Source organism: Nocardioides dilutus, assembly GCF_054779555.1.
Map to the genome: position 1 here is coordinate 402,958 of NZ_BAAGYA010000002.1, position 18,967 is coordinate 421,924.

The following is an 18,967-nucleotide window of genomic DNA, read 5'->3' on the forward strand; positions in this document are numbered from 1 at the left end:
CGTGCGGCACAGAGGCAGCAACATTCACTAATGCGGGTTAGTTAGTGACGCTAGCCACACTTCGTGCTTGCGGTCAAGGGGTCGTCCGGTGCGACGGCGCGCGTGCTCCGGCTCAGGATGGGGCGCGTCTCCGGGCCGGAGCAGCCGTGGAGTCTCGGATGACGAGGGGGCAGTGCACGAGCGTGCGGCCGTTCCGAGTCGCTGGTCCGCCGGCGGCAAGCTGCTCTGCCGCCAGGCGTCCCATTACGTCGTACGGCAGCCGCATGGTGCTCAGGGCTGGGCGGATCTCGGCGGCGAGCTGGAACTGGTCGTCGTAGCCCATCACCGAGACGTCGTCAGGAACCCGGATGCCCGCCTCGAACAGGGCGAGAAGGGCGCCCACGGCCATCCGGTCGTTGCCGCACATGATCGCGGTGGGCAGATGGTCGCGCTTCAGGAGTGTCCGCACGAGCTCGTAGCCGGAGTCCGCGTGGTAGTTGCCAGGGAGCACGACGTGCTCGGAGGGGTTCAACCCCGCCCCGCGCAGGGCATCGCGAAAACCGCGGAGCCTGGCCTTCGTGGCCCACTGACTGGGCTTCCCGGTCAGGTAGGCGATGTCCCGGTGCCCGAGATCGAGCAGTGCCTGGGTGGCCTCCCGCCCGCCGCGCACCTCGTCAGGCAGGATCGCGGGTGCGGGGTCGTGGGCGGCGAAACAGTTCAGCAGGACGACCGGGACACGGCGGGCGGCTTCGGGGAGCAGCACGGACCGGGTGCCGACCGCGGCGAAGATCAGGGCGTCGGCCTGACGGTCGAGCAGGTCGCCGATCAGCTGTGCCGCCAGCTGGTTCGAGCCACCGGTGCTGACCAGGAGCAGCAGGTTGCCCTGGCGGACACATGCTTCGTGCGCCCCCTTGATGGCCGAGGCCGCAAACTCGCCGAAGTCGACGTCGTGACTGACGAAGCCGATGGTCTCCGTGCGCCCCCGGCTCAGCCCTTGTGCCGCACGGTTGGGGCGGTAGTCGAGCTCGGCAACCGCATGCAGGACCCGTTGCCGGGTCTCGGCGCTGATCGTCTGCCCGGCGGTCTGGTTCAGCACGAAGGAGACGGTTGCCGGCGAGACGCCCGCAAGGCGTGCCACGTCGACCCGGCGTGGTCTGCTCCCCGGCGTTCGGTGACCTTCGCGCGCTGGCACGCCGCAAGAGTACGAGTCGGCCACGCTCGAGGAGCCGGCACTGGCGTGGGCGGCGGGACCCGTGCCGGTGCGGACGATCAGGCGCGCCGCGGCTCGGCGACCGAGTCCCGTCGGATCAGCTCACCGGCGATCCGTGTGACGGCCCCGCCTGTGGACGGCAGGGCCTCCAGCACATCCCGCTCGTCGAGCAGGAGCTGGATGGCGAGCTGTCCCATCTCCCGATGCGGAAGCCGCACGGTGGTCAGCGGCGGATCGAGCTCGGAGGCGATGTACTCCTGGTCGTCGAACCCGACGATGGACAGATCGTCCGGGACGCGGAGGCCGCGGGTGCGCGCCGCGCGGTAGGCACCCATGGCGATGCGGTCGTTGTAGCAGAAGACCGCTGTCGGGCGCTGGCGGGCGGGCAGGTCGATCAGGTCGGAGAGGACCAGCCCGCCGCGGACGAACGGCGTCGTCTCCAGGTGCAGCTTCGGCTCGTAGTCCAGTCCGTGCTCGGCAAGCGCCGCCCGGAAGCCGTCGAGCCGCAGCTGGGACGCCGGCGGGTGCTGGTGGTCGTCCAGGAAGGCGATCCGTCGATGACCGGCGGTGATGAGCTCGTTGACGACCTCGTAGGCCCCCTGTCGGTCATCCGGGACGATGGAGCGGTGCCGGCCGCCGCTCGCCTCGCAGTTGAGGAAGATCGCGCTGGCGGGCAGGCCGACAGGCGGGTCCACGACGCGGTGGTACATGCAGCCGTAGACGATGTGCCCCACCTGCTGCTGGGCGAGCAGATCGATCGCCTGCTCCTGGATCGCCAGCGGCGCGTTCGGACCCAGGTTGACGACGAAGAGCAGGTAGCCGTGCCGGGCCGCCTCATCCTGCGCGGCGGCGAGCATCGCCACGGCGAACGGCGTCGTCGTCACCTCGTCGGAGATGAAGCCGATCGTGCGCGTCTGCTGGGTCCGCAGGCTGCGGGCGAGGATGTTGGGGCGGTAGCCCAGGTCCTCGGCCACCTGCTGGACGCGACGCCTAGTGGCGTCGGGGACGCGGACGCCGTCCCGGCGGCCGTTCAGGACGACCGACACGGTGGTGACGGAGACCCCCGCGGTGTGGGCAACGTCCTTGAGCGTCGGCCGACGGGTCGTCGCCAAGCCCTTCACCTCCCGGAAACCACGTCGCCCGGGTCGAGGCCGGCTGGATGGTTCATCATCGCGGCGGCGCGAGCTCGGGCACGAATCGAAAACAGCTCTTGACCTAGATGTAACGATACTTCATAGTCTGCGGAAACGTTTCTTCATCAGCTGCACGGTTGCCGACGGAGGCAAGTGGCTGGGCGTGAGGCCGGAAGGCAAGAAGGAGTCGACATGAAACGGTTCGGGATCGGGCGGCGCGGGGCGGCCGTGCTTGCAGGTGTCGTGACCGCGGGGGTCGCGCTGTCCGCGTGTGGCACCGCGTCGTCCGAGAGCGGTGGCAGCGCGGGCGAGCTGACGCTGTGGACGCACAACGCCGGGAACCCGGCAGAGCTCGAGGTGATCGAGCACATCGTCGCGGACTACAACGCGAGCCAGAGCGACTACGAGGTCAAGATCGAGGCGTTCCCTCAGGAGTCCTACAACGATGCCGTCGTCGCCGCGGCCACCGCCAAGAAGCTGCCCTGCATCCTCGACACGGACGCGCCGACGGTGCCGAACTGGGCCTATGCGGGCTACCTCGCGCCGCTCGAGCTGCCGCAGGACCTGGTCGCCAAGCAGCTCGAGAGCACGCTGGGGGAGTACCAGGGCGAGCTGTACTCGGTCGGCCTCTACGACGCCGCGCTCGGACTCTTCGCGCACAAGTCGGCTCTGGAGGAGGCAGGCGTCCGGATCGCCACGGTCGACGACCCGTGGACGGCGGAGGAGTTCGCTGACGCACTGGCGAAGGTCAAGGCCGGAGGCAAGTACGAGTACGCCTTCGACCTCGGCACCGGTGACCCCGGTACCGAGTGGTGGACCTACGGCTACTCGCCCTTCCTGCAGAGCTTCGGCGGCGACCTCATCGATCGCGACACGTTCAAGACCGCGGATGGCGTGCTCAACGGCGACGCGGCGCTGGCGTGGGCGAACTGGTTCCAGAGCCTCGTCAAGGACGGGTACGCACCGGCCAAGTCGGGATCCGACGCCTTCGCCGACTTCGTCAACGGCAAGTCGGCCATGGTGTGGTCGGGCATCTGGAACTCCGGCAACCTGTCCAAGCTCGGGGACGACGGCATCGTGATGCCCCCGCCGGACTTCGGCAACGGCCCGAAGATCGGCGGTGGCTCCTGGCAGTGGGCCGTGAGCTCGACGTGTGGCGAGAAGGAGGCGGCGATGGACTACCTCGAGTTCTCCCTGGACAAGAAGTACCTCGCTGAGATCGTCGAGAAGCAGAACAACGTGCCGGCCACCGAGGAAGCCGCGGCGATGGTCGACGGCTGGGAGCCCGGCGGAGCCAAGAGGTTCTTCCTCGACGAGTCCGCCAAGTACGCCATGATCCGGCCGCCGACGCCCGGCTACCCGTTCCTCACGACGACGTTCGCCAAGGCCGCTCAGGACATCATTGCGGGCGGTGACCCGAAGCAGATCCTCGACCAGGCTGTCGCGGACATCGACGCCGATCTCAAGGCGAACAACTACTACGGCTACTAGGCGCAGCCTCCGCGCCACAGCCGTGGCGTCACGGGGCGCGGGCCCGCTCCCATGGGCCCGCGCCCCGCTCGATGAGCCTTCCGGCGTCGTCCCCCCGCGCAGCCAAGGAGATCCACCGCCGTGACCCAGCAGGCAGCAGTCCCAGCCTCAGCACACATCGATCCGAGCGCGAGCCGTGGCGGCCGCCCCCTCACCCACCGGGCGGAGGCGCGTGCCGCCGGTGTGTTCGTCACCCCGGCGGTCGCGTTGCTCGTCGTGTTCTTCTTCGTGCCGGTCGTGCTGTGCTTCGTGCTCTCGTTCACGAATGCGCGGCTGATCTCGCCGCAGGGTCCGCAGTTCGTCGGGCTGGACAACTTCACCCGGCTCTTCTCGGACCCGGTGTTCTGGAAGTCGCTGCGGAACACCCTCTACTTCGGCGTCGTCGTGGTGCCGCTCCAGTCCGGGTTCGCCTTGGTGCTCGCGCTGCTCATCAACGCCCGCATCCGTGGCACCAACGCCTACCGAACCGTCTTCTTCATCCCGGTCGTGACCTCGATCGTCGTGGTCTCGATCCTGTGGACGTTCATGTACCAGCGGGATGGCCTGGTCAACCACCTCCTCCAAACCGTGTCGTTCAACCTCATCCAGGGCACGGACTGGCTGAACAACCCCTCGACGGCGATGCCCGCCATCATCGTGATGTCGATCTGGCAGGCGGTCGGCTTCCACATGGTCATCTGGCTGGCCGGGCTGCAGACGGTCCCCGGCGAGCTCTACGAAGCAGCAGAGCTCGACGGCGCCGGCTCCTGGCAGCGGTTCCGCTATGTCACCTGGCCAGGACTGCGCGCCACTCGCACCTTCATCCTCGTGACGATCACCATTGCGGCGCTGAGCCTTTTCGCCCAGATCAAGATCATGACCAACGGCGGGCCCCTGGACTCGACCTCGACGGTGGTGTTCCAGGCCGTCCGCGCCGGCTACGGGCAGCAGCAGACCGCCTACGCGTCCGCGATCTCGCTCGTCTTCTTCGTCCTCGTGCTGACGATCTCGCTCCTACAGCGCTTCCTCACTCGCGAGAGGGACTGATCCATTGGCCACCATTACGACCAGTCGGGCAGGCGTGCGCCGCGCGGCCGGCGGGCGATCCCGCAGGCGACGTGACTGGACATCGGGCACCGTCGCCGGCCACATCGGCCGTGCCGTGCTCGCGGTGTTCTTCCTGTTCCCGATCGTGTTCATGTTCGTCTCGTCCCTGAAGCCCGACGACCAGATCTTCTCCGATCTGAGCTCGCCCCGGGCCTTCCTGCCCGTGGGCGACATCTCGCTGCACAACTACGGGGAGGTCTTCGACACCGTTCCGGCTTGGCGGTTCCTCGCGAACTCCATCGTCGTCTCGCTGGTCACAGTCGTGCTAGGGATCCTGGTCAACAGCCTGGCCGCCTTCGGCTTGTCCCGGATGCAGTGGCGGGGGCGGAACCTCGTCCTCGCCGCCATCATCGCCACGCTCGTGGTCCCGTTCGAGACGTTCGCGCTACCCCTCCTGTGGTGGGTGAACAAGCTGCCATGGCTGGTGGTGCAGGACGGCCGGCTCCTGTGGTCGTTCGGCTGGCTCGACAGCTACCAGGTGCAGATCATCCCGTTCATCGCGAACGCGTTCTCGATCTACCTCTACTACTCGTACTTCTCGACGATCCCCAGAGAGCTGGACGAGGCCGCCCGCGTCGACGGGGCAGGCTGGTTCCGCATCTATCGGAGCATCATCATGCCGCTGTCCGGGCCGGCCACGGCGACGGTCGCCATCCTCACCTTCCTCCCGGCATGGAACCAGTTCCTCTGGCCGCTCATGGCGGTGCAGTCGGAGGACCTGCGTCCAGTGATGGTCGGAGTCCAGTACTTCTTCCAGCTCAATGTCGCGTGGGGCGCGATGATGGCCTACGCGACCTTGATCACGATCCCCGTTCTCGTGCTCTTCCTCTCCTTCCAGCGTGCGTTCATCGGGAGCATCGCGTCGAGCGGGGTCAAGGGGTGAGCACACCTGCCCGTGTCAGTAGCTCGTTCCGGCCAGCGGTCCACTTCACGGCAGCCGACGGATGGATCAACGACCCGCTCGGGGTCACTTGGCGGGACGACCGGTACGAGCTCTTCTACCAGGCGCTCCCCGGCGCAGCCGCATGGAACCCACGCTGCCGATGGGGACACGCGACGAGCCCGGACCTGCTGACCTGGACCCATCACCCGAACGCCCTCGAACCCGGCGATGACGAGCTCGGCTGCTGGTCCGGCGGGCTCGTCGTCCCCGAGCCGGCTTTGGCCCGATCGGCCGTCATCTTCTACACCTCCGTCGACGAGCCCGACATCGACCTCGGCGCCGTCCGGATCGCGCGCCCCGCGGATGATGCCTGGCAGCAGTGGGACAAGGGCGACGTCGTTGTCAGCCCGCCGCCGGGCGAGGACCTGCGCGTGTTCCGAGACCCGGTCGTGCTGCGGGACGGCGATCGATGGCGCATGCTCGTGGGGGCCGGCTACCGGGACGGGACTCCAGCCGTGCTCACCTTCGTGTCCGCCGACCTGGAGAACTGGGACTACGACGGCGTGCTGGCTAGCACCCGGACGTCGCCGACCGGCCCGCTGCCGTCGGGCGAGGCATGGGAGTGTCCACAGCTGCTGCGGGTGGGCGACCGCCACGTCGTCGTCGTCTCGACCTGGCACGACGGCTCGACACACGACGTACTCGCGGGAGTGGGCACCTTCGAGGATGGTCGAATGCAGGTCGACCGATGGCAGCGACTGACGCACGGGACCGGGCACTATGCCGCGACGGGGTTCGCCGATGCTGACGGCGAGCCGTGCCTGCTCTTCTGGATCCGTGAGGTCGCCGACGTCGACGGCAGCTGGACCGGCGCACTGAGCCTTCCCTACCGGCTGAGTCTCGATGCCGCCATGGCCGGAGTCGTGCGACTGACACCGCACCCGGTCGTGCCCGCACCGGGCGCGTACGACCGGGAGACCGGCGTGCAGCACCTGCTGCTCGACGAGGGCGGCACTGTCCACCTGCCTGCGACCCACCACACGTCTGGGTCCGTCGATGTCCGGTACGAGCGGGGAACCGTGAGCGTCACGTCGAACGGGACTCAGACGGTCGTCACCGACGTTCCGGGCCCGGTGCACGTGGTCGTCGACGGTCCCGTCATCGAGGTGTGCACGGGGACGGCGCTCGTCGGTCTCGGAACCAGTGGCTGCTGACGGATCTCGATCCCCGTGCAAACCGTCGACAAGCGAGGCCATGCTTCGCAGTCCGCAAACAGTCCGCCAGAAGCCCAGCCGAGATCGGCCGCCATCAACGACGCTCACAGGGTCGGCGAACGCGTTTGCGCAGGTCAGACGTCACTCAGAGAACGACCAACGATGCTCAGCGGCAGCACGTTCACGGCGGCGACGTTCCGCTTCAACGTCTGAGTGACCGCGTGCACCCCTGGGCGTCGACGAGGTCGGGCTCATGATCGGGACGGAGGTCACGCGGCCCGGTTACCCGTGCCTCTGGTTGCCACCTCCCGGCCTCCGGACAATGAAACTGGAGTGCCGGCTGCGAAAGGAGGTGGCGACGATGACGGCACTGATGACCTCCACCTACGAAGAGGCTCGAGCACGACTGCTGAGGAAGCGCAAGGTCCGCGGCGACCTGATGGCGTACGTGTTGATCAACGCGTTCCTCGTCGGGATCTGGGCCGTGGCCGGTTTCGGCTACTTCTGGCCGGGCTGGGTCCTCGCAGGATGGGGCGTGCTGCTTGCGCTGGACGTGTGGGACGCCTACCTCAGGCACGACGTGACTGAGGACGACATCCAGCGCGAGATCAACAAGACGCGGTGACGCGCCCTCGACATCGGTCGAACTCCAAGTTCGTCGGCGGCAGTGCCGTCGCGCCGCCGTCGGCGGAGGGGAGCAGGAAATGATGCGCATTCCTCCCAAGGACCTCATCGCCTCGTGCGCGGTCGGTGCAGCGGTCGCGCTCTACCTGATGTGGGTCGCTGACGTGACCCTGCCCGGCATGAGCACTCTGCGGGTCACCGCGCTGGTGATCCTCGTGCTCGGCTTCGTGGCCTCGGCCGTCGCAGTGGTGCCGAGCTTCGACCAGCTCCTCCACGGCAACAAGGGCTACCTGGCCGGCACCTCGGTGCTCGGGCTGGTGGCCCTGGTCGCCGGTGTGGTGACCCTGTGGTCGGCGAGTGACACGGCGCTGGGGCTCCTGATGGCTGCCCTGGCTGCGCTGTGGCTGATCTCCACGACTCACCACGTCATGCTGGCCAAGGAAGCACGGCAGGCCCCGCCTGGGGACTCGGGCTCGACGGCCCGCCAGACACACCGCCACGCACTGGTCAGGTGAGCACAGCAGCACGACGACACACTCGCTGACGGGTCTCGACGCCCCAGAACGGGCGTCGGGTCCCCGAGGCGGGTGCGTCGTCGTGTCAACGCCGGCCGAGTCGTTCGTGGGTCACGGACGACGGCTGAGGTCCCGCTCCAGGGTCTGGACGACCTCGACCTGACGCAGCAGGAACGCCCCGTCGTCCCGCCTCTTGCGGCGCAGCCAGGTCGTGACCTCGGTGTTGCACTTGCTCGCGTTGCACGGGCCGCAGGCCGGCACCACATTGGTCAGGGTGTAGCGACCGCCGCGTGAGATCGGCAGCATGCAGTCCTTCTGGAGCGCGGCTCCGTCGCCACCGCAGTAGGCGCAGCCGCCCCATGCCTCAATCAGCCCGAGCCACTGCTCCTCGGTGAGGTCGTGGTCGACCGCGGCCATCCGGCGCTTGCGGCGACGCGCGTACGTCGCCGCGCGGGTTCGGGAGGGCACGTTCGCACGCTAGTGGTCTTTGGGCCCTGAAACCGGGACCAAGGCCAGTGGGCGCCGCCCGTGAGGGGTGATGAGGTGGAGATGCGCCATCGAAGCGCACCCCTCGGAGAAGAGGTACGGGAATGAAGGTCCATCTCCACACCGACCAGAACATCGTCGTCGATGCCGAGCTCCAGGCGCGCATCGAGTCGAACGCCGCGGAGGAGCTGGCGAGGTTCGCGTCCAGGCTCAACCGCGTCGACCTGCACCTGACCCGTCAGAGCGCGGTCCGGCAGTCCGGCGCGCACGTACGCTGCCGGGCCGAGGCGCGCCCGTCGGGACTGTCACCGGTCGCCGTGACTCACGAGGCCTCCGACGCCAGGGCTGCCCTGGACGGCGCGGTCGCCGCACTCGGTTCGGTGCTGAGCCACACGCTCGCGCGGCTCGCGGACAAGGGAAAGCGGCAGTCGATCCGTCACGCGTGAGCCCGTGGCTCACCGCGCCGCTGGTCGGTCGAACCAGGACCGCCTCATGGAGAACACCCAGCGCCGGCGCGGATGCTCCGTGACCGACCAGAGCTGGTCGGTCGAGGGCCACCAGGTGATGTCCTCCGGACCCATCGGCGTGGCCCAACGGTGGCGTCGCCACGCGCCCGGCCTGCCGACGTAGACCGACCCCGGCACCCAGGGACCGGTCGAGGCGGTGACGTACCACGTGTCCTGCGCGATCGCGGCGCCCTGCATCCTGACCGCGCCCTCCTCGTCGAGGGTCAGCGGCCGGGCCGCGCCGTCGTCGCCGGCTGCCAGCACCAAGGACTCCGGGTCGAGGGAGTAGCGCGCGAGTCGCCGGGACTGGCGATGGTTGCCGTACTCGCCGACGACCAGCTGCATGGGCTCCGAGGCCCGGTCCAGGGACAGGAACGAGTAGCGCAGGCGTTCCAGGCCGTCGCCGGTCACGGCCCGGTAGGAGAACCGCACCGGGAGCACGTAGCGGTAGCCGTGCGTCGGCAGGCTCACCCCGTCCGGGACCCGCACCAGGTCGTCGAGGCGGCAGGTCATCACGCCGCGCGCGGTGGCGGCGACGTGGAGGTAGGGCCCCAGCCACACGATCCCCCCGGCGTGCACCCGCAGCGGCTCGAGCACCACGACACCGGCGACGACGGTGGGGACGACCAGGAGGACGTGCCGGTAGCGGCGGGTGTCGAGGTCGAGGAAGGTGACCCGGGCGCCCTGGCCATGCTTGGCATACCAGGACACCACCACCACCCTCCGACCGTGGACGTCCTCGGTGTCGGAGGAGTCCGCCGAGGTCGTCACGCCCTGGGGCCACCAGTCCGGGTCGCGGCGGTCGTCCGCGTCCCAGGTGTAGGCCCGGTGGACGGCTCGGCCGAGCAGCCGGCCGCCGAGGAAGGCACGGCGTGCCTGGCGGTTCAGGTCGTCGAGCAGCGGGGCCAGACCGGTGCGTCCGCCCGTCACAGCGGCCAACGCGTCGATCTCGTCGACGTTCTCGTCGGTGCGGGTCAGGTGGAACCCCACCGTCTCCGACATGCCGACCACCCTACGATCGAGGGGTGACCGAGACCCCCTCCCAGCGGCTGCTGCTGGTGCACGCCCACCCCGACGACGAGTCGATCGGCCAGGGCGCCACGATGGCCAAGTACGTCGCCGAGGGCCGCGGCGTGACCCTGGTGACCTGCACCGCCGGTGAGATGGGCGAGATCCTCGTCCCGGAGCTCGCCCACCTCGCTGCCGACCAGGAGGACGGGCTGGGGGAGCACCGCCGCGGCGAGATCGCCGATGCCCTCAAGGCCCTGGGGGTGACCGACCACCGCTGGCTCGGGGGCTTCCAGTGCTACCGCGACTCCGGCATGAAGTGGCACGAGGACGGTCACGCCGTCGCTGCCGACGAGGTGCACGACAACGCGTTCTGGCACGCCGACCTCACCGAGGCCGCCGACCACCTGGTGCCGATCATCCGCGAGGTCCGGCCGCAGGTGATGGTCACCTACGACGAGTTCGGCGGCTACGGCCACCCCGACCACATCCAGGCACACCGGGTCGCGACGTACGCCGCCCACCTGGCCGCCGTCCCGTCCTACCGCCGCGACCTCGGGGACCCCTGGGACATCGCCAAGATCTATTGGGGCGCGATGTCGGAGAGCCGGATGCGCGAGGGCCTGCGGCTCCTGCGCGAGGCCGGGGACACGACCTCGTTCGAGGGCATGGACCCCGACGGCCCGCTGCCGCCGTTCGTCACCTCCGACGACAACCTCGCCTGTGCCGTCGACGCGCAGGACTACGTCGAGCAGAAGATGGACGCGATGCGCGCCTACCCCACCCAGATCCAGACCGACGGCCCGTTCTTCGCGCTGTCCAACAACGTGGGCAGCGCCGCCTGGGGGATCGAGTTCTTCCGGATCGCCAAGGGGCGACAGGGAGAGGTCGGCGAGGACGGGCTCGAGACGGACCTCTTCGCCGGCATCCCGGCCTGAGCGCCGGTCGTCCGTGCGTGTCGTCAACCTGGTCCTCCTGCCGGTCCTGATGCTGGCGGTGGGGGCGGTCACCAGCGTCGCGGCCGTCGCGGTGCACCAGCGCTGGTGGAGTCTCGCGCTCGCCGTGGCGGCGGTCGGCGCGACCGTGCTGGCGCTGCCCCGCGGCTGGCGGACCCGGCTGCCGTTCGCCCTGGGCTTCGTGGCGGTGCTCGGGCTGGCCATGACCCCTCGCGGTGAGGGCGACTACCTGGTGCCGGGCAACGCGCGCGGCTACGTCCTGCTGGGTGTCGGCGTCGCGACGTTCCTCATCGCGGTCGCGACGCTGCCCCGCCCAGGACCACCACCTACCTAGGATGTGCAGGTGACCGGAGTGGCGGGAGACTCCACGGGCGAGCTCTCGCCCGTCCTCGGCGCGCCCACCGGGCCGGGGCAGCCGAAGAAGGAGCGCGAAGGCGGCCGGCTGGTGCTGGTCGTGATGCTGCTGCTCGGGCTCCTGCTGGCCGGCGGCTATGTCGCGGCGTACGCCGCCGCCGGCGACAAGGTCCCGCGCGGCACCACCGTGGCCGGCGTCGAGATCGGCGGGCTCACCCCGGCAGCGGCGGCCGAGGCCCTCGAGGCCGGGCTCGCCGAGCGGGTCACCGCCCCGGTCGTCGTGGCCGTCGGCGGCGACAGCCGCGAGGTGGCGCCCGAGGACCTGGGCCTCACGGTCGACTACCAGGCCTCGGTCAGCGCCGCCGGTGGCGGACGCAGCTGGGACCCGCAGCGGCTCTGGGACTACTTCACCGGTGGCGAGGAGCTCGACCCGGTCGTCTCGATCGACGAGAGCCGGCTGGCCGACGCGCTCGACGGTCTCGACAAGGAGTTCGGCAGCGAGCCCAAGAACGGCGCCATCTCCTTCAAGACCGGCCGCGCCATCGTCACCGAGCCCCAGGTGGGCGCGGAGCTCGACCGTGACCGCGCCGCCGACGCCATCCTCGGGGCGTGGCTCGCGCAGAGCGCGGAGGAGTCCGGAGAGCCGGCGTCGGTGGCCCTCGAGCTCACCACCATCGCCCCCGACATCGACTCCACGGACGTGCAGGAGGCGATGACGACCTTCGCCAACCCGGCGCTGTCCGGCCCGGTGACGCTCGTCTTCGGCGGCTCACCGGTCCAGCTGTCCCCTCAGGACTACGCACCCGCGCTGCGGCTCGAGCCGGTCGACGGCGAGCTGGTGCCGGGGCTGAAGAAGAAGCGGGTCATCGCGCTCGTCGACGCGGGGATCACCACCGAGGCTCCGGTCGACGCCACGGTGGCCCTGGTCAACGGCAAGCCCAAGGTCATCCCAGCCAAGCCCGGTGTCAGCTATGAGCCGGACGTCGTCACCGACGCATTCCTCGAGCTGGTGCAGCAACCCGAGGGGGCCCGCTCGATCGAGGTGGAGGCGACGGTCGCCGAGCCGGAGTTCACCACCAAGGACGCCAAGGCGCTGAAGATCAAGGAGCAGGTGTCCACCTTCACGACCTACTACCCGCCGGCGGAATACCGAGACATCAACATCGGCCGGGCCGCCGAGCTGATCAACGGGACCGTACTCAAGCCCGGTGAGACCTTCTCGCTCAACGACACGGTCGGGGAGCGGACGGAGGAGAACGGGTTCACCGTCGGGTTCGTGATCCAGAACGGGATCTTCAAGGAGGACCTCGGCGGCGGCGTCTCCCAGATGGCCACCACCACCTACAACGCGGCGTTCTTCGCCGGGCTCGAGGACGTCGAGCACAAGCCGCACTCGGTCTACATCGACCGCTACCCCGTCGGCCGCGAGGCGACCGTCGCCTGGGGCGCCGTCGACCTGAGGTTCGCCAACAACACGCCGTACGGCGTGCTCATCGACGCCCACGTCATCCCCAGCGCCGGCCGATCGCAGGGCACGGTGACGGTGACGATGTACTCCACGAAGTACTGGGACGTCACGACCTCGACCGGCGAGCGCTACAACTTCACCTCCCCCGGGACGCAGACCATGTCCGGCCCGGACTGCGTGCCCAACCAGGGCTACGGCGGCTTCGACATCGACGTGAAGCGCTACCTCCACCGGGTGGGCGACCCCACGTTGCTGGAGACCGAGAACTACCACACGACCTACATCCCGTCGGACACGGTCATCTGCAAGTAGCGAACGAGGCGAGCGCCAGCGAGCGAGAGAGCGGGCGGTCATCGAGGAGGTCGCGCAGCGACCGTCACGAGATGTGGTGAGCCGGGGCTGGGCCTGGCGGCCTCCGGCTCGCGGACCTCGCACTAGCGTCCCGACATGCCCATCGTCGATGTGACCCACCGTCACGACCTCCCGGTCGAGTACCTCGAGCTGCTGGCAGAGCGGCTGCCGGACGCGGCGTCACGGGCCGTCGAGTGCCCGGAGGAGCCCTACGACCGGGTGCTGGGCCCCGGCGACGTCGAGATCTGTTTCCGGCCAAGAGGGTCATACGACGTGAGTGGACTCGACCTGCTGGTCGAGGTCCGGTCGAAGTGGTTCACGAGCCGCGAGTCCAACCGGCAGGAGCGTTGTGACCAGCTCCGAGATGAGCTCGCCGACCTGATCCGTCCGCTCACTGTCGGGGTTTATCTCTCCTTGCCGGTTGCCGCGTGGTCTCAGGTGGGCTGAGTCAGCCGGTCGTTTGGCACGATCGCCGACATGCACGCCTCACGCGCTACCTCCTTCGGAGCCTGGGCCAACGAGTACGACGAGTGGCGTCCGACCTACCCCGACGCCGCCGTCGACTGGCTCGTCCCTCCGGGCGCAGAACAGGTTGCCGAGGTCGGGGCGGGCACGGGCAAGCTCACCGATCGTCTCGTCGAGCGCGGGCTCGAGCTCTATGTCGTGGAGCCCGACGGACGAATGCTGGAGGTCATCCGGCAGCGGGGGCGACGACGGCACCGCTGACCTTCGACGCCTTGTGCGTGCGCTGGTATCCCCAGGCCTACGGCGCGGCCAGGTAGCGGTAGCGGTGGTGGGGCACGAAGCCTAGGCCGTCGTAGAGCGCGTGGGCGCGGGTGTTGTCGCCCAGCACCTGGAGGTACGCCGTCGTCGCGCCGCGCTCAGCGCCCCACTCGAGCAGCTCAGCCATGACCAGCAGCCCGAGCCCGCGGCCGCGCTCGGCGGGGTCGACCTCGATGCCCCGGAAACCGACCCAGTCATCGCTGCCATGTCGAGAGCTCAGCGCCGCGACGCCGGAGGCGACGACCCGGCCGTCCTCGGTGCGTGCCCGGGCCGTCACCAGGTGCTCGTCACCCTCCAGGGACACCTCGACCCCACCCGGTAGCGCCCGGGGGAGGGTTCGCCTGGCCTGGGCGACCCCGGTCATTTCGAAGACCGTGTCGGCGTCGTGGCTCTCCAGGACCCAGCCGTGCGAGCGGAACATCGCGTCCTCTGCCGAGTCCGGCAGCACCGCCGCGATCGGCCGCTGCCCCACGCCCTCGTAGAACGCGACCACCGCCTCGTAGTCGCCGGCGACCCCGGAAGGCCGCATGGCCAGCACCGAGTTGGCCCGGCGCGCGGTCGACTCCGTGGACCGGCGCAGCAGCCAGGCACCCAGCGCCCGGGTCTCCAGGTCGGGCCACAGGGCGAGGGCCCGCACTTGCGCGTCCTGGGGTTCCACCCGCAACCTCGGCGAGGGTCGCGGCGGGACCGGTTTGCCGGAGACGATGTCCGCGATCGGGATGTGCACCGGCTCCAGGTCCGGACTGGCGTCAGGCTGCACGACACAGACCCCGTCACCCCAGGAGACGCACGTGCCGAGCACGTCGGTCATCGCCGGACCCCCTGACGGTCCACGCTCACCGGGCAGGACGCGGCGCACCACGACCCGCACCCCGACGACATGTGGGCCCAACCCCTGGGCTACTGGGTCAGCGGGCACGCCGGGATACTAGGCTGGGTCCGCTCTCGGGGCCCGCTCCGCGCTCGACATCTTCGTCTCTCCAGGAGGACCAGATGACTTACGTCATCGCCCAGCCGTGCGTCGACCTCAAGGACCGCGCCTGCGTCGACGAATGTCCGGTCGACTGCATCTACGAGGGCAAGCGGATGCTCTACATCCACCCCGACGAGTGCGTCGACTGCGGTGCGTGCGAGCCGGTCTGCCCGGTGGAGGCGATCTTCTACGAGGACGACACCCCGGAGCAGTGGAAGGACTACTACGACGCCAACGTCCACTTCTTCGACGACCTCGGCTCCCCGGGCGGTGCCGCGAAGATGGGCGAGATCGACAAGGACCACCCGCTCGTAGCCGCCTTGCCGCCGCAAGAGCACGACGAGTGAGCCGCTGAACCGCTCGCCGCGCCCCACCGTCTCCAGTCGCCTCGGCGACTTCCCCTGGGACCGGCTGACCAGCCATGCCGAGCGCGCCCGGGAGCACCCCGACGGGATCGTCGACCTCTCCGTCGGCACGCCCGTCGACCCGACGCCGGAGGTCGTGCAGCAGGCGCTGCGCAGCGCTGCCGACGCCCCTGGATACCCGCTGACCGTCGGCCGCGAGGACACCCGCCAGGCGTGCCTGGACTGGCTGGCCGGGCACGCGGTCACCGGCCTCGGTCTCGACCAGGTGCTGCCGGTGATCGGCACCAAGGAGCTCGTCGGCTCGCTGGCGCTGCACCTGGGCGTGGGTCCCGGTGACACCGTGGTCTTCCCCGAGCTCGCCTACCCGACGTACGCCGTCGGCGCGGCGCTCGCCGGCGCACGGGCCGTCGCCTCCGACGGGCTCACCCGGCTCGGCCCCCAGACCCCGGCGCTGGTGTGGCTCAACTCGCCTTCCAACCCGACCGGCCGGGTGCTCCCGGTCGAGCACCTGCGCAAGGTCGTCGACTGGTGCCGGGAGCGCGGCGTGGTCCTGGCCTCCGACGAGTGCTACCTCGAGTGCGCCTGGGAGACCGACCCGTCGAAGCGGCCCGTCTCCGTGCTGCACCCCGACGTCTGCGGCGGCTCGACCGAGGGGATCCTCGCCATCCACTCGCTGTCCAAGCGCTCCAACCTGGCCGGCTACCGCTGCGGCTTCGTGGCCGGTGACCCGGCCCTCGTGGGCGAGCTCCTCGCGGTGCGCAAGAACCTCGGCCTGATGATGCCGGCGCCCCAGCAGGTCGCGATGGCCGCGGCGCTGCGGGACACCGAGCACGCGCGGGCCCAGCACGCGACCTACCTCGCGCGGCGCGGGGTGCTTCACGCGGCCCTCACCGGTGCCGGCTTCCGCATCGACCACTCGGAGGCGTCGCTCTACCTGTGGGCCCAGCGTCAGACCGACACGGGCGGGGAGGGCTGCTGGGAGACGGTGTCCTGGCTGGCCGAGCGCGGGATCCTGGTGGCGCCGGGCGAGTTCTACGGCGCCACGGGGTCGCAGCACGTGCGGGTGGCGCTCACCGCCTCCGACGAACGGATCGCGGCGGCCGCCGAGCGGCTCGCGAGCTAGGGCGGGCTGGAGGGGTCAGGCCGACAGCGAGACGGTCGCGTCGTGCCCGTCCGGGGTGAGGTAGTGCCCATCGGTGAACAAGATGATCCCGTTGCACAGCCGGCACCAGCCCTGCTCCGTGTGGTCGGCCACGACGTGGGCGCGGTAGCAGTCGTTGTCCTGAGCGTCAGGACAGGACGGGTGGTGGCTGCACATGGTGGGTTCCCTCCCCAGGGGTCGAGCGGTTGTGGTCTCGGAACGATTGGACTCCACTTTGTGGCGGAAATCACCATCCCCGGCCGATTTTGTTGTCCCGAACGCGAAAATAGTCCGATCGGGCTAGTCCAGGTGGCTCAGGGATAGACGTCCACATGCACGTGGTCGCGGTGCTCGAGGACCGCCTGGTCCCCGGACCGCTCGGGCGGGTCGTAGTCGCGCCAGCCGTCGGCCGAGCGACGGCCCGCCGTCCAGATCCGGTCGTCGAAGATGACCGTTCGGATCCCGAGCCGGTCGGCCTGGCTCACCAGGTAGTGCGCCACCGCCCAGCCCCGTACCCGGTTGGGCTGGTTGACCGGACGGACGAAGACATCGACCGCCCGGCCCTCATAGTGCGCCGATCCCTCCATGTGGCCGGAGCTGACACCGTCCGGAGCGAACCCGCCGAGCGGCTGGTCGCCGAACAGGTCCGAGACGGCGATCCGGACCTCGTCCGCCCGGCCGGTGAGCCCCGAGTCCGCCAGGTCGCTGCTCGCCTCCTCGGGCTCGCCCCCGATCCGGCAGGTGAACGCCCGCGGGGAGTTGCCCGTCAGCGCCGACGCGAGCGCGCGGGCGTCCTCCTCGTGGTCGGCGTACGCGCCCGGGAACGCCGAGCGCTGCACCGCCTGAGCCGCAACGGTGATCTCCATCGACTGGTAGCCGTCGACCTTCACCAGCGCGTCGTAGAACGCGTTGGTGGCGTAGACCGGGTCGAGGATCTGCTCGGGCTCGCCCCAACCCTGCGAGGGGCGCTGCTGGAACAGCCCCAGAGAGTCGCGGTCGCCGCCCTCCAGGTTGTGCAGGTCCGACTCCTGGTAGGCCGTGGCCAGGGCGATCGACGCCGCCCTGGCGGGCAGCCCACGGCTGACCGCGATCGCGGTGATCAGGCCAGCGTGCTCAGCCTGCTCGGGGTCGAGGGAGACGGTGTGGCCGTCGACGGTGGCGGTGCAGAGGTCGGGGGAGACGAACGGGACCAGGTCCTGGTCCCACAGGACCGCCACGGCACCGCCGACGAGGAGGGCCGCGACGAGCGCAGCAACGCCCACCCGCACTCGCCTGTTCACGCGGCAAGTGTGCGGGGCCAGTCCCAGCCCCGGCTCACCACATCTCGCTGCGCCCGCCTTGCTAGTTCTGGTGCAGCGCCTCGTTGAGCGCGACACCGTCGCTGTGCCACGGCACGGCCTCGACAGCGCCGGTCACCGAGTTGCGCCGGAAGAGCACGTTGTCCATGCCGGACAGGGTGAGGGCCTTCACGACGGTGGGCGTGCCGTCGGCGGCGGTGACGGTGACCTTGGTGCCGGCGGTGACGTAGCAGCCGGCCTCCACCACGCAGTCGTCGCCGAGCGAGATGCCGATGCCGGCGTTGGCGCCGATGAGGCACCGCCGGCCGACCGAGACCACCTGGCTGCCACCGCCGGAGAGGGTGCCCATGATCGACGCGCCGCCGCCGACGTCGGAGCCGTCGCCGACCACCACACCGGCCGAGACGCGGCCCTCGACCATCGAGGTGCCGAGCGTCCCGGCGTTGAAGTTGACGAAGCCCTCGTGCATCACGGTGGTGCCCTCGGCGAGGTGCGCGCCGAGCCGGACCCGGTCGGCGTCGGCGATCCGCACGCCGGCGGGGAGGACGTAGTCGACCATCCGCGGGAACTTGTCGACACCGTGGACGGTGACCTGCCGGCCGGCGGCCTGCAGGCGTGCGCGGGTCGACTCGAAGCCCTCGACCGCGCACGGCCCGGCGGTGGTCCACACCACGTTGGTGAGCAGCCCGAACAGGCCGTCCATCGCGATGGTCCGCGGTGCCACCAACCGGTGGCTGAGGAGGTGCAGCCGCAGCCAGGCGTCGTCGGTCGTGGCCGGCGCCTGCTGCAGGTCGGCGATCTCGACGGTGCGGACCTCGCGGGTCACCCGGCGTACGTCGTCGGTGCCGGCCAGCGCCGTCAGCTCGCCGGGAGGGGCCGACCCGTCCCACTCGCCGAGCGCGGGTGCGGGGAACCACAGGTCGAGCACCGCGCCGCTCGCGTCGTCCAGCGTCGCCACGCCGTGTCCCCAGGCTGCCGTAGGTGCGTCGGTCACGGGGCGTGACTCTACGGGGGGTCGCCTCAGGGCCCCGGGAGTGGGCGTGTAGCACAGATCGGGCGGGTGTACCCCAGTTTTCGAAATTTTTCCTTGGGTGGTCCAGCGGT

The 18,967-nt window shown here is 70.0% G+C and carries 22 protein-coding genes; 14 read left to right on the plus strand and 8 right to left on the minus strand.

All coding sequences use genetic code 11. The annotated features are described in order from the left end of the window. Window positions 1-112 precede the first annotated feature (112 nt). Together ACYVC6_RS11525 and ACYVC6_RS11530 are read right to left on the minus strand one after the other, a co-directional pair. Window positions 113-1,195, minus strand: a complete 1,083-nt coding sequence (locus ACYVC6_RS11525) for a LacI family DNA-binding transcriptional regulator (protein ID WP_460714120.1) — start codon at window positions 1,193-1,195, stop codon at window positions 113-115. A 53-nt stretch (window positions 1,196-1,248) separates the two neighbouring features. Continuing rightward, on the minus strand, window positions 1,249-2,301 hold the full coding sequence (locus tag ACYVC6_RS11530) for a LacI family DNA-binding transcriptional regulator (protein ID WP_460714122.1): 1,053 nt from the start codon (window positions 2,299-2,301) through the stop codon (window positions 1,249-1,251). Window positions 2,302-2,514: 213 nt separating this feature from the next. Here ACYVC6_RS11530 and ACYVC6_RS11535 point away from each other — a divergent pair, with 213 nt between their 5' ends. The 6 genes from ACYVC6_RS11535 (at window position 2,515) to ACYVC6_RS11560 (ending at window position 8,174) form a co-directional block, all read left to right on the plus strand. Then, complete coding sequence (locus ACYVC6_RS11535) at window positions 2,515-3,813, plus strand: ABC transporter substrate-binding protein (RefSeq protein ID WP_460714124.1); 1,299 nt, start codon at window positions 2,515-2,517, stop codon at window positions 3,811-3,813. 120 nt (window positions 3,814-3,933) lie between these two features. Next, window positions 3,934-4,878 (plus strand): carbohydrate ABC transporter permease, encoded by a 945-nt coding sequence (locus ACYVC6_RS11540; protein ID WP_460714126.1) that lies wholly within the window; start codon window positions 3,934-3,936, stop codon window positions 4,876-4,878. A gap of 34 nt (window positions 4,879-4,912) precedes the next feature. Then, entirely contained in the window at window positions 4,913-5,821 is a 909-nt protein-coding gene (locus tag ACYVC6_RS11545) for a carbohydrate ABC transporter permease (protein ID WP_460714128.1), read from the plus strand. Continuing rightward, entirely contained in the window at window positions 5,818-7,035 is a 1,218-nt protein-coding gene (locus ACYVC6_RS11550) for a glycoside hydrolase family 32 protein (RefSeq protein WP_460714130.1), read from the plus strand. The genes ACYVC6_RS11545 and ACYVC6_RS11550 overlap by 4 nt, the downstream gene beginning before the upstream one ends. 361 nt (window positions 7,036-7,396) lie before the next feature. Further along, a complete protein-coding gene (locus ACYVC6_RS11555) occupies window positions 7,397-7,660 on the plus strand; it encodes a 2TM domain-containing protein (RefSeq protein WP_460714132.1) in 264 nt (87 codons plus the stop codon). An 82-nt stretch (window positions 7,661-7,742) separates the two neighbouring features. Continuing rightward, window positions 7,743-8,174, plus strand: a complete 432-nt coding sequence (locus ACYVC6_RS11560; protein WP_460714134.1) for a hypothetical protein — start codon at window positions 7,743-7,745, stop codon at window positions 8,172-8,174. Window positions 8,175-8,285: 111 nt separating this feature from the next. Here ACYVC6_RS11560 and ACYVC6_RS11565 read toward each other — a convergent pair whose 3' ends face one another. Further along, window positions 8,286-8,642: an HNH endonuclease gene (locus tag ACYVC6_RS11565; RefSeq protein WP_460714136.1), complete on the minus strand. Its 357-nt coding sequence runs from the start codon at window positions 8,640-8,642 to the stop codon at window positions 8,286-8,288. 122 nt (window positions 8,643-8,764) lie between these two features. Between ACYVC6_RS11565 and ACYVC6_RS11570 the strand changes: the two genes are divergently transcribed. Further along, a complete protein-coding gene (locus ACYVC6_RS11570; RefSeq protein ID WP_460714138.1) occupies window positions 8,765-9,106 on the plus strand; it encodes an HPF/RaiA family ribosome-associated protein in 342 nt (113 codons plus the stop codon). A 9-nt stretch (window positions 9,107-9,115) separates the two neighbouring features. On the opposite strand, the gene ACYVC6_RS11575 is transcribed toward ACYVC6_RS11570, so the two are convergent. Then, window positions 9,116-10,168: a hypothetical protein gene (locus ACYVC6_RS11575; protein WP_460714140.1), complete on the minus strand. Its 1,053-nt coding sequence runs from the start codon at window positions 10,166-10,168 to the stop codon at window positions 9,116-9,118. Window positions 10,169-10,191: 23 nt separating this feature from the next. Between ACYVC6_RS11575 and mshB the strand changes: the two genes are divergently transcribed. The 5 genes from mshB to ACYVC6_RS11600 all read left to right on the plus strand — a co-directional run bounded on the left by mshB (window position 10,192) and on the right by ACYVC6_RS11600 (window position 14,029). Beyond that, on the plus strand, window positions 10,192-11,112 hold the full coding sequence (mshB, locus tag ACYVC6_RS11580; RefSeq protein WP_460714142.1) for an N-acetyl-1-D-myo-inositol-2-amino-2-deoxy-alpha-D-glucopyranoside deacetylase: 921 nt from the start codon (window positions 10,192-10,194) through the stop codon (window positions 11,110-11,112). A 13-nt stretch (window positions 11,113-11,125) separates the two neighbouring features. Next, entirely contained in the window at window positions 11,126-11,464 is a 339-nt protein-coding gene (locus ACYVC6_RS11585; protein WP_460714144.1) for a hypothetical protein, read from the plus strand. Between the two features lie 9 nt (window positions 11,465-11,473). After that, window positions 11,474-13,264 (plus strand): VanW family protein, encoded by a 1,791-nt coding sequence (locus ACYVC6_RS11590; RefSeq protein WP_460714146.1) that lies wholly within the window; start codon window positions 11,474-11,476, stop codon window positions 13,262-13,264. A gap of 135 nt (window positions 13,265-13,399) precedes the next feature. Then, window positions 13,400-13,750: a hypothetical protein gene (locus tag ACYVC6_RS11595; RefSeq protein ID WP_460714148.1), complete on the plus strand. Its 351-nt coding sequence runs from the start codon at window positions 13,400-13,402 to the stop codon at window positions 13,748-13,750. Window positions 13,751-13,780: 30 nt separating this feature from the next. Continuing rightward, entirely contained in the window at window positions 13,781-14,029 is a 249-nt protein-coding gene (locus ACYVC6_RS11600; protein WP_460714150.1) for a class I SAM-dependent methyltransferase, read from the plus strand. Window positions 14,030-14,066: 37 nt separating this feature from the next. Here the strand turns inward: ACYVC6_RS11600 and ACYVC6_RS11605 are convergent, their stop codons facing one another. Further along, complete coding sequence (locus ACYVC6_RS11605; RefSeq protein ID WP_460714152.1) at window positions 14,067-15,005, minus strand: GNAT family N-acetyltransferase; 939 nt, start codon at window positions 15,003-15,005, stop codon at window positions 14,067-14,069. A 74-nt stretch (window positions 15,006-15,079) separates the two neighbouring features. On the opposite strand from ACYVC6_RS11605, the gene fdxA reads away from it, so the two are divergent. Next, entirely contained in the window at window positions 15,080-15,406 is a 327-nt protein-coding gene (gene fdxA / locus ACYVC6_RS11610; protein WP_292671098.1) for a ferredoxin, read from the plus strand. 4 nt (window positions 15,407-15,410) lie between these two features. Continuing rightward, window positions 15,411-16,547 (plus strand): succinyldiaminopimelate transaminase, encoded by a 1,137-nt coding sequence (gene dapC / locus ACYVC6_RS11615; protein ID WP_460715332.1) that lies wholly within the window; start codon window positions 15,411-15,413, stop codon window positions 16,545-16,547. Between the two features lie 15 nt (window positions 16,548-16,562). Here the strand turns inward: dapC and ACYVC6_RS11620 are convergent, their stop codons facing one another. The 3 genes from ACYVC6_RS11620 to dapD all read right to left on the minus strand — a co-directional run bounded on the left by ACYVC6_RS11620 (window position 16,563) and on the right by dapD (window position 18,857). Then, complete coding sequence (locus ACYVC6_RS11620; protein ID WP_460714154.1) at window positions 16,563-16,742, minus strand: DUF5999 family protein; 180 nt, start codon at window positions 16,740-16,742, stop codon at window positions 16,563-16,565. A 137-nt stretch (window positions 16,743-16,879) separates the two neighbouring features. Then, the gene (locus ACYVC6_RS11625; protein ID WP_460714156.1) at window positions 16,880-17,845 is read right to left on the minus strand and encodes a hypothetical protein; all 966 of its coding nucleotides are present in this window, start codon (window positions 17,843-17,845) and stop codon (window positions 16,880-16,882) included. Window positions 17,846-17,906: 61 nt separating this feature from the next. Beyond that, the gene (dapD, locus tag ACYVC6_RS11630; RefSeq protein ID WP_460714158.1) at window positions 17,907-18,857 is read right to left on the minus strand and encodes a 2,3,4,5-tetrahydropyridine-2,6-dicarboxylate N-succinyltransferase; all 951 of its coding nucleotides are present in this window, start codon (window positions 18,855-18,857) and stop codon (window positions 17,907-17,909) included. Window positions 18,858-18,967: the final 110 nt, after the last annotated feature.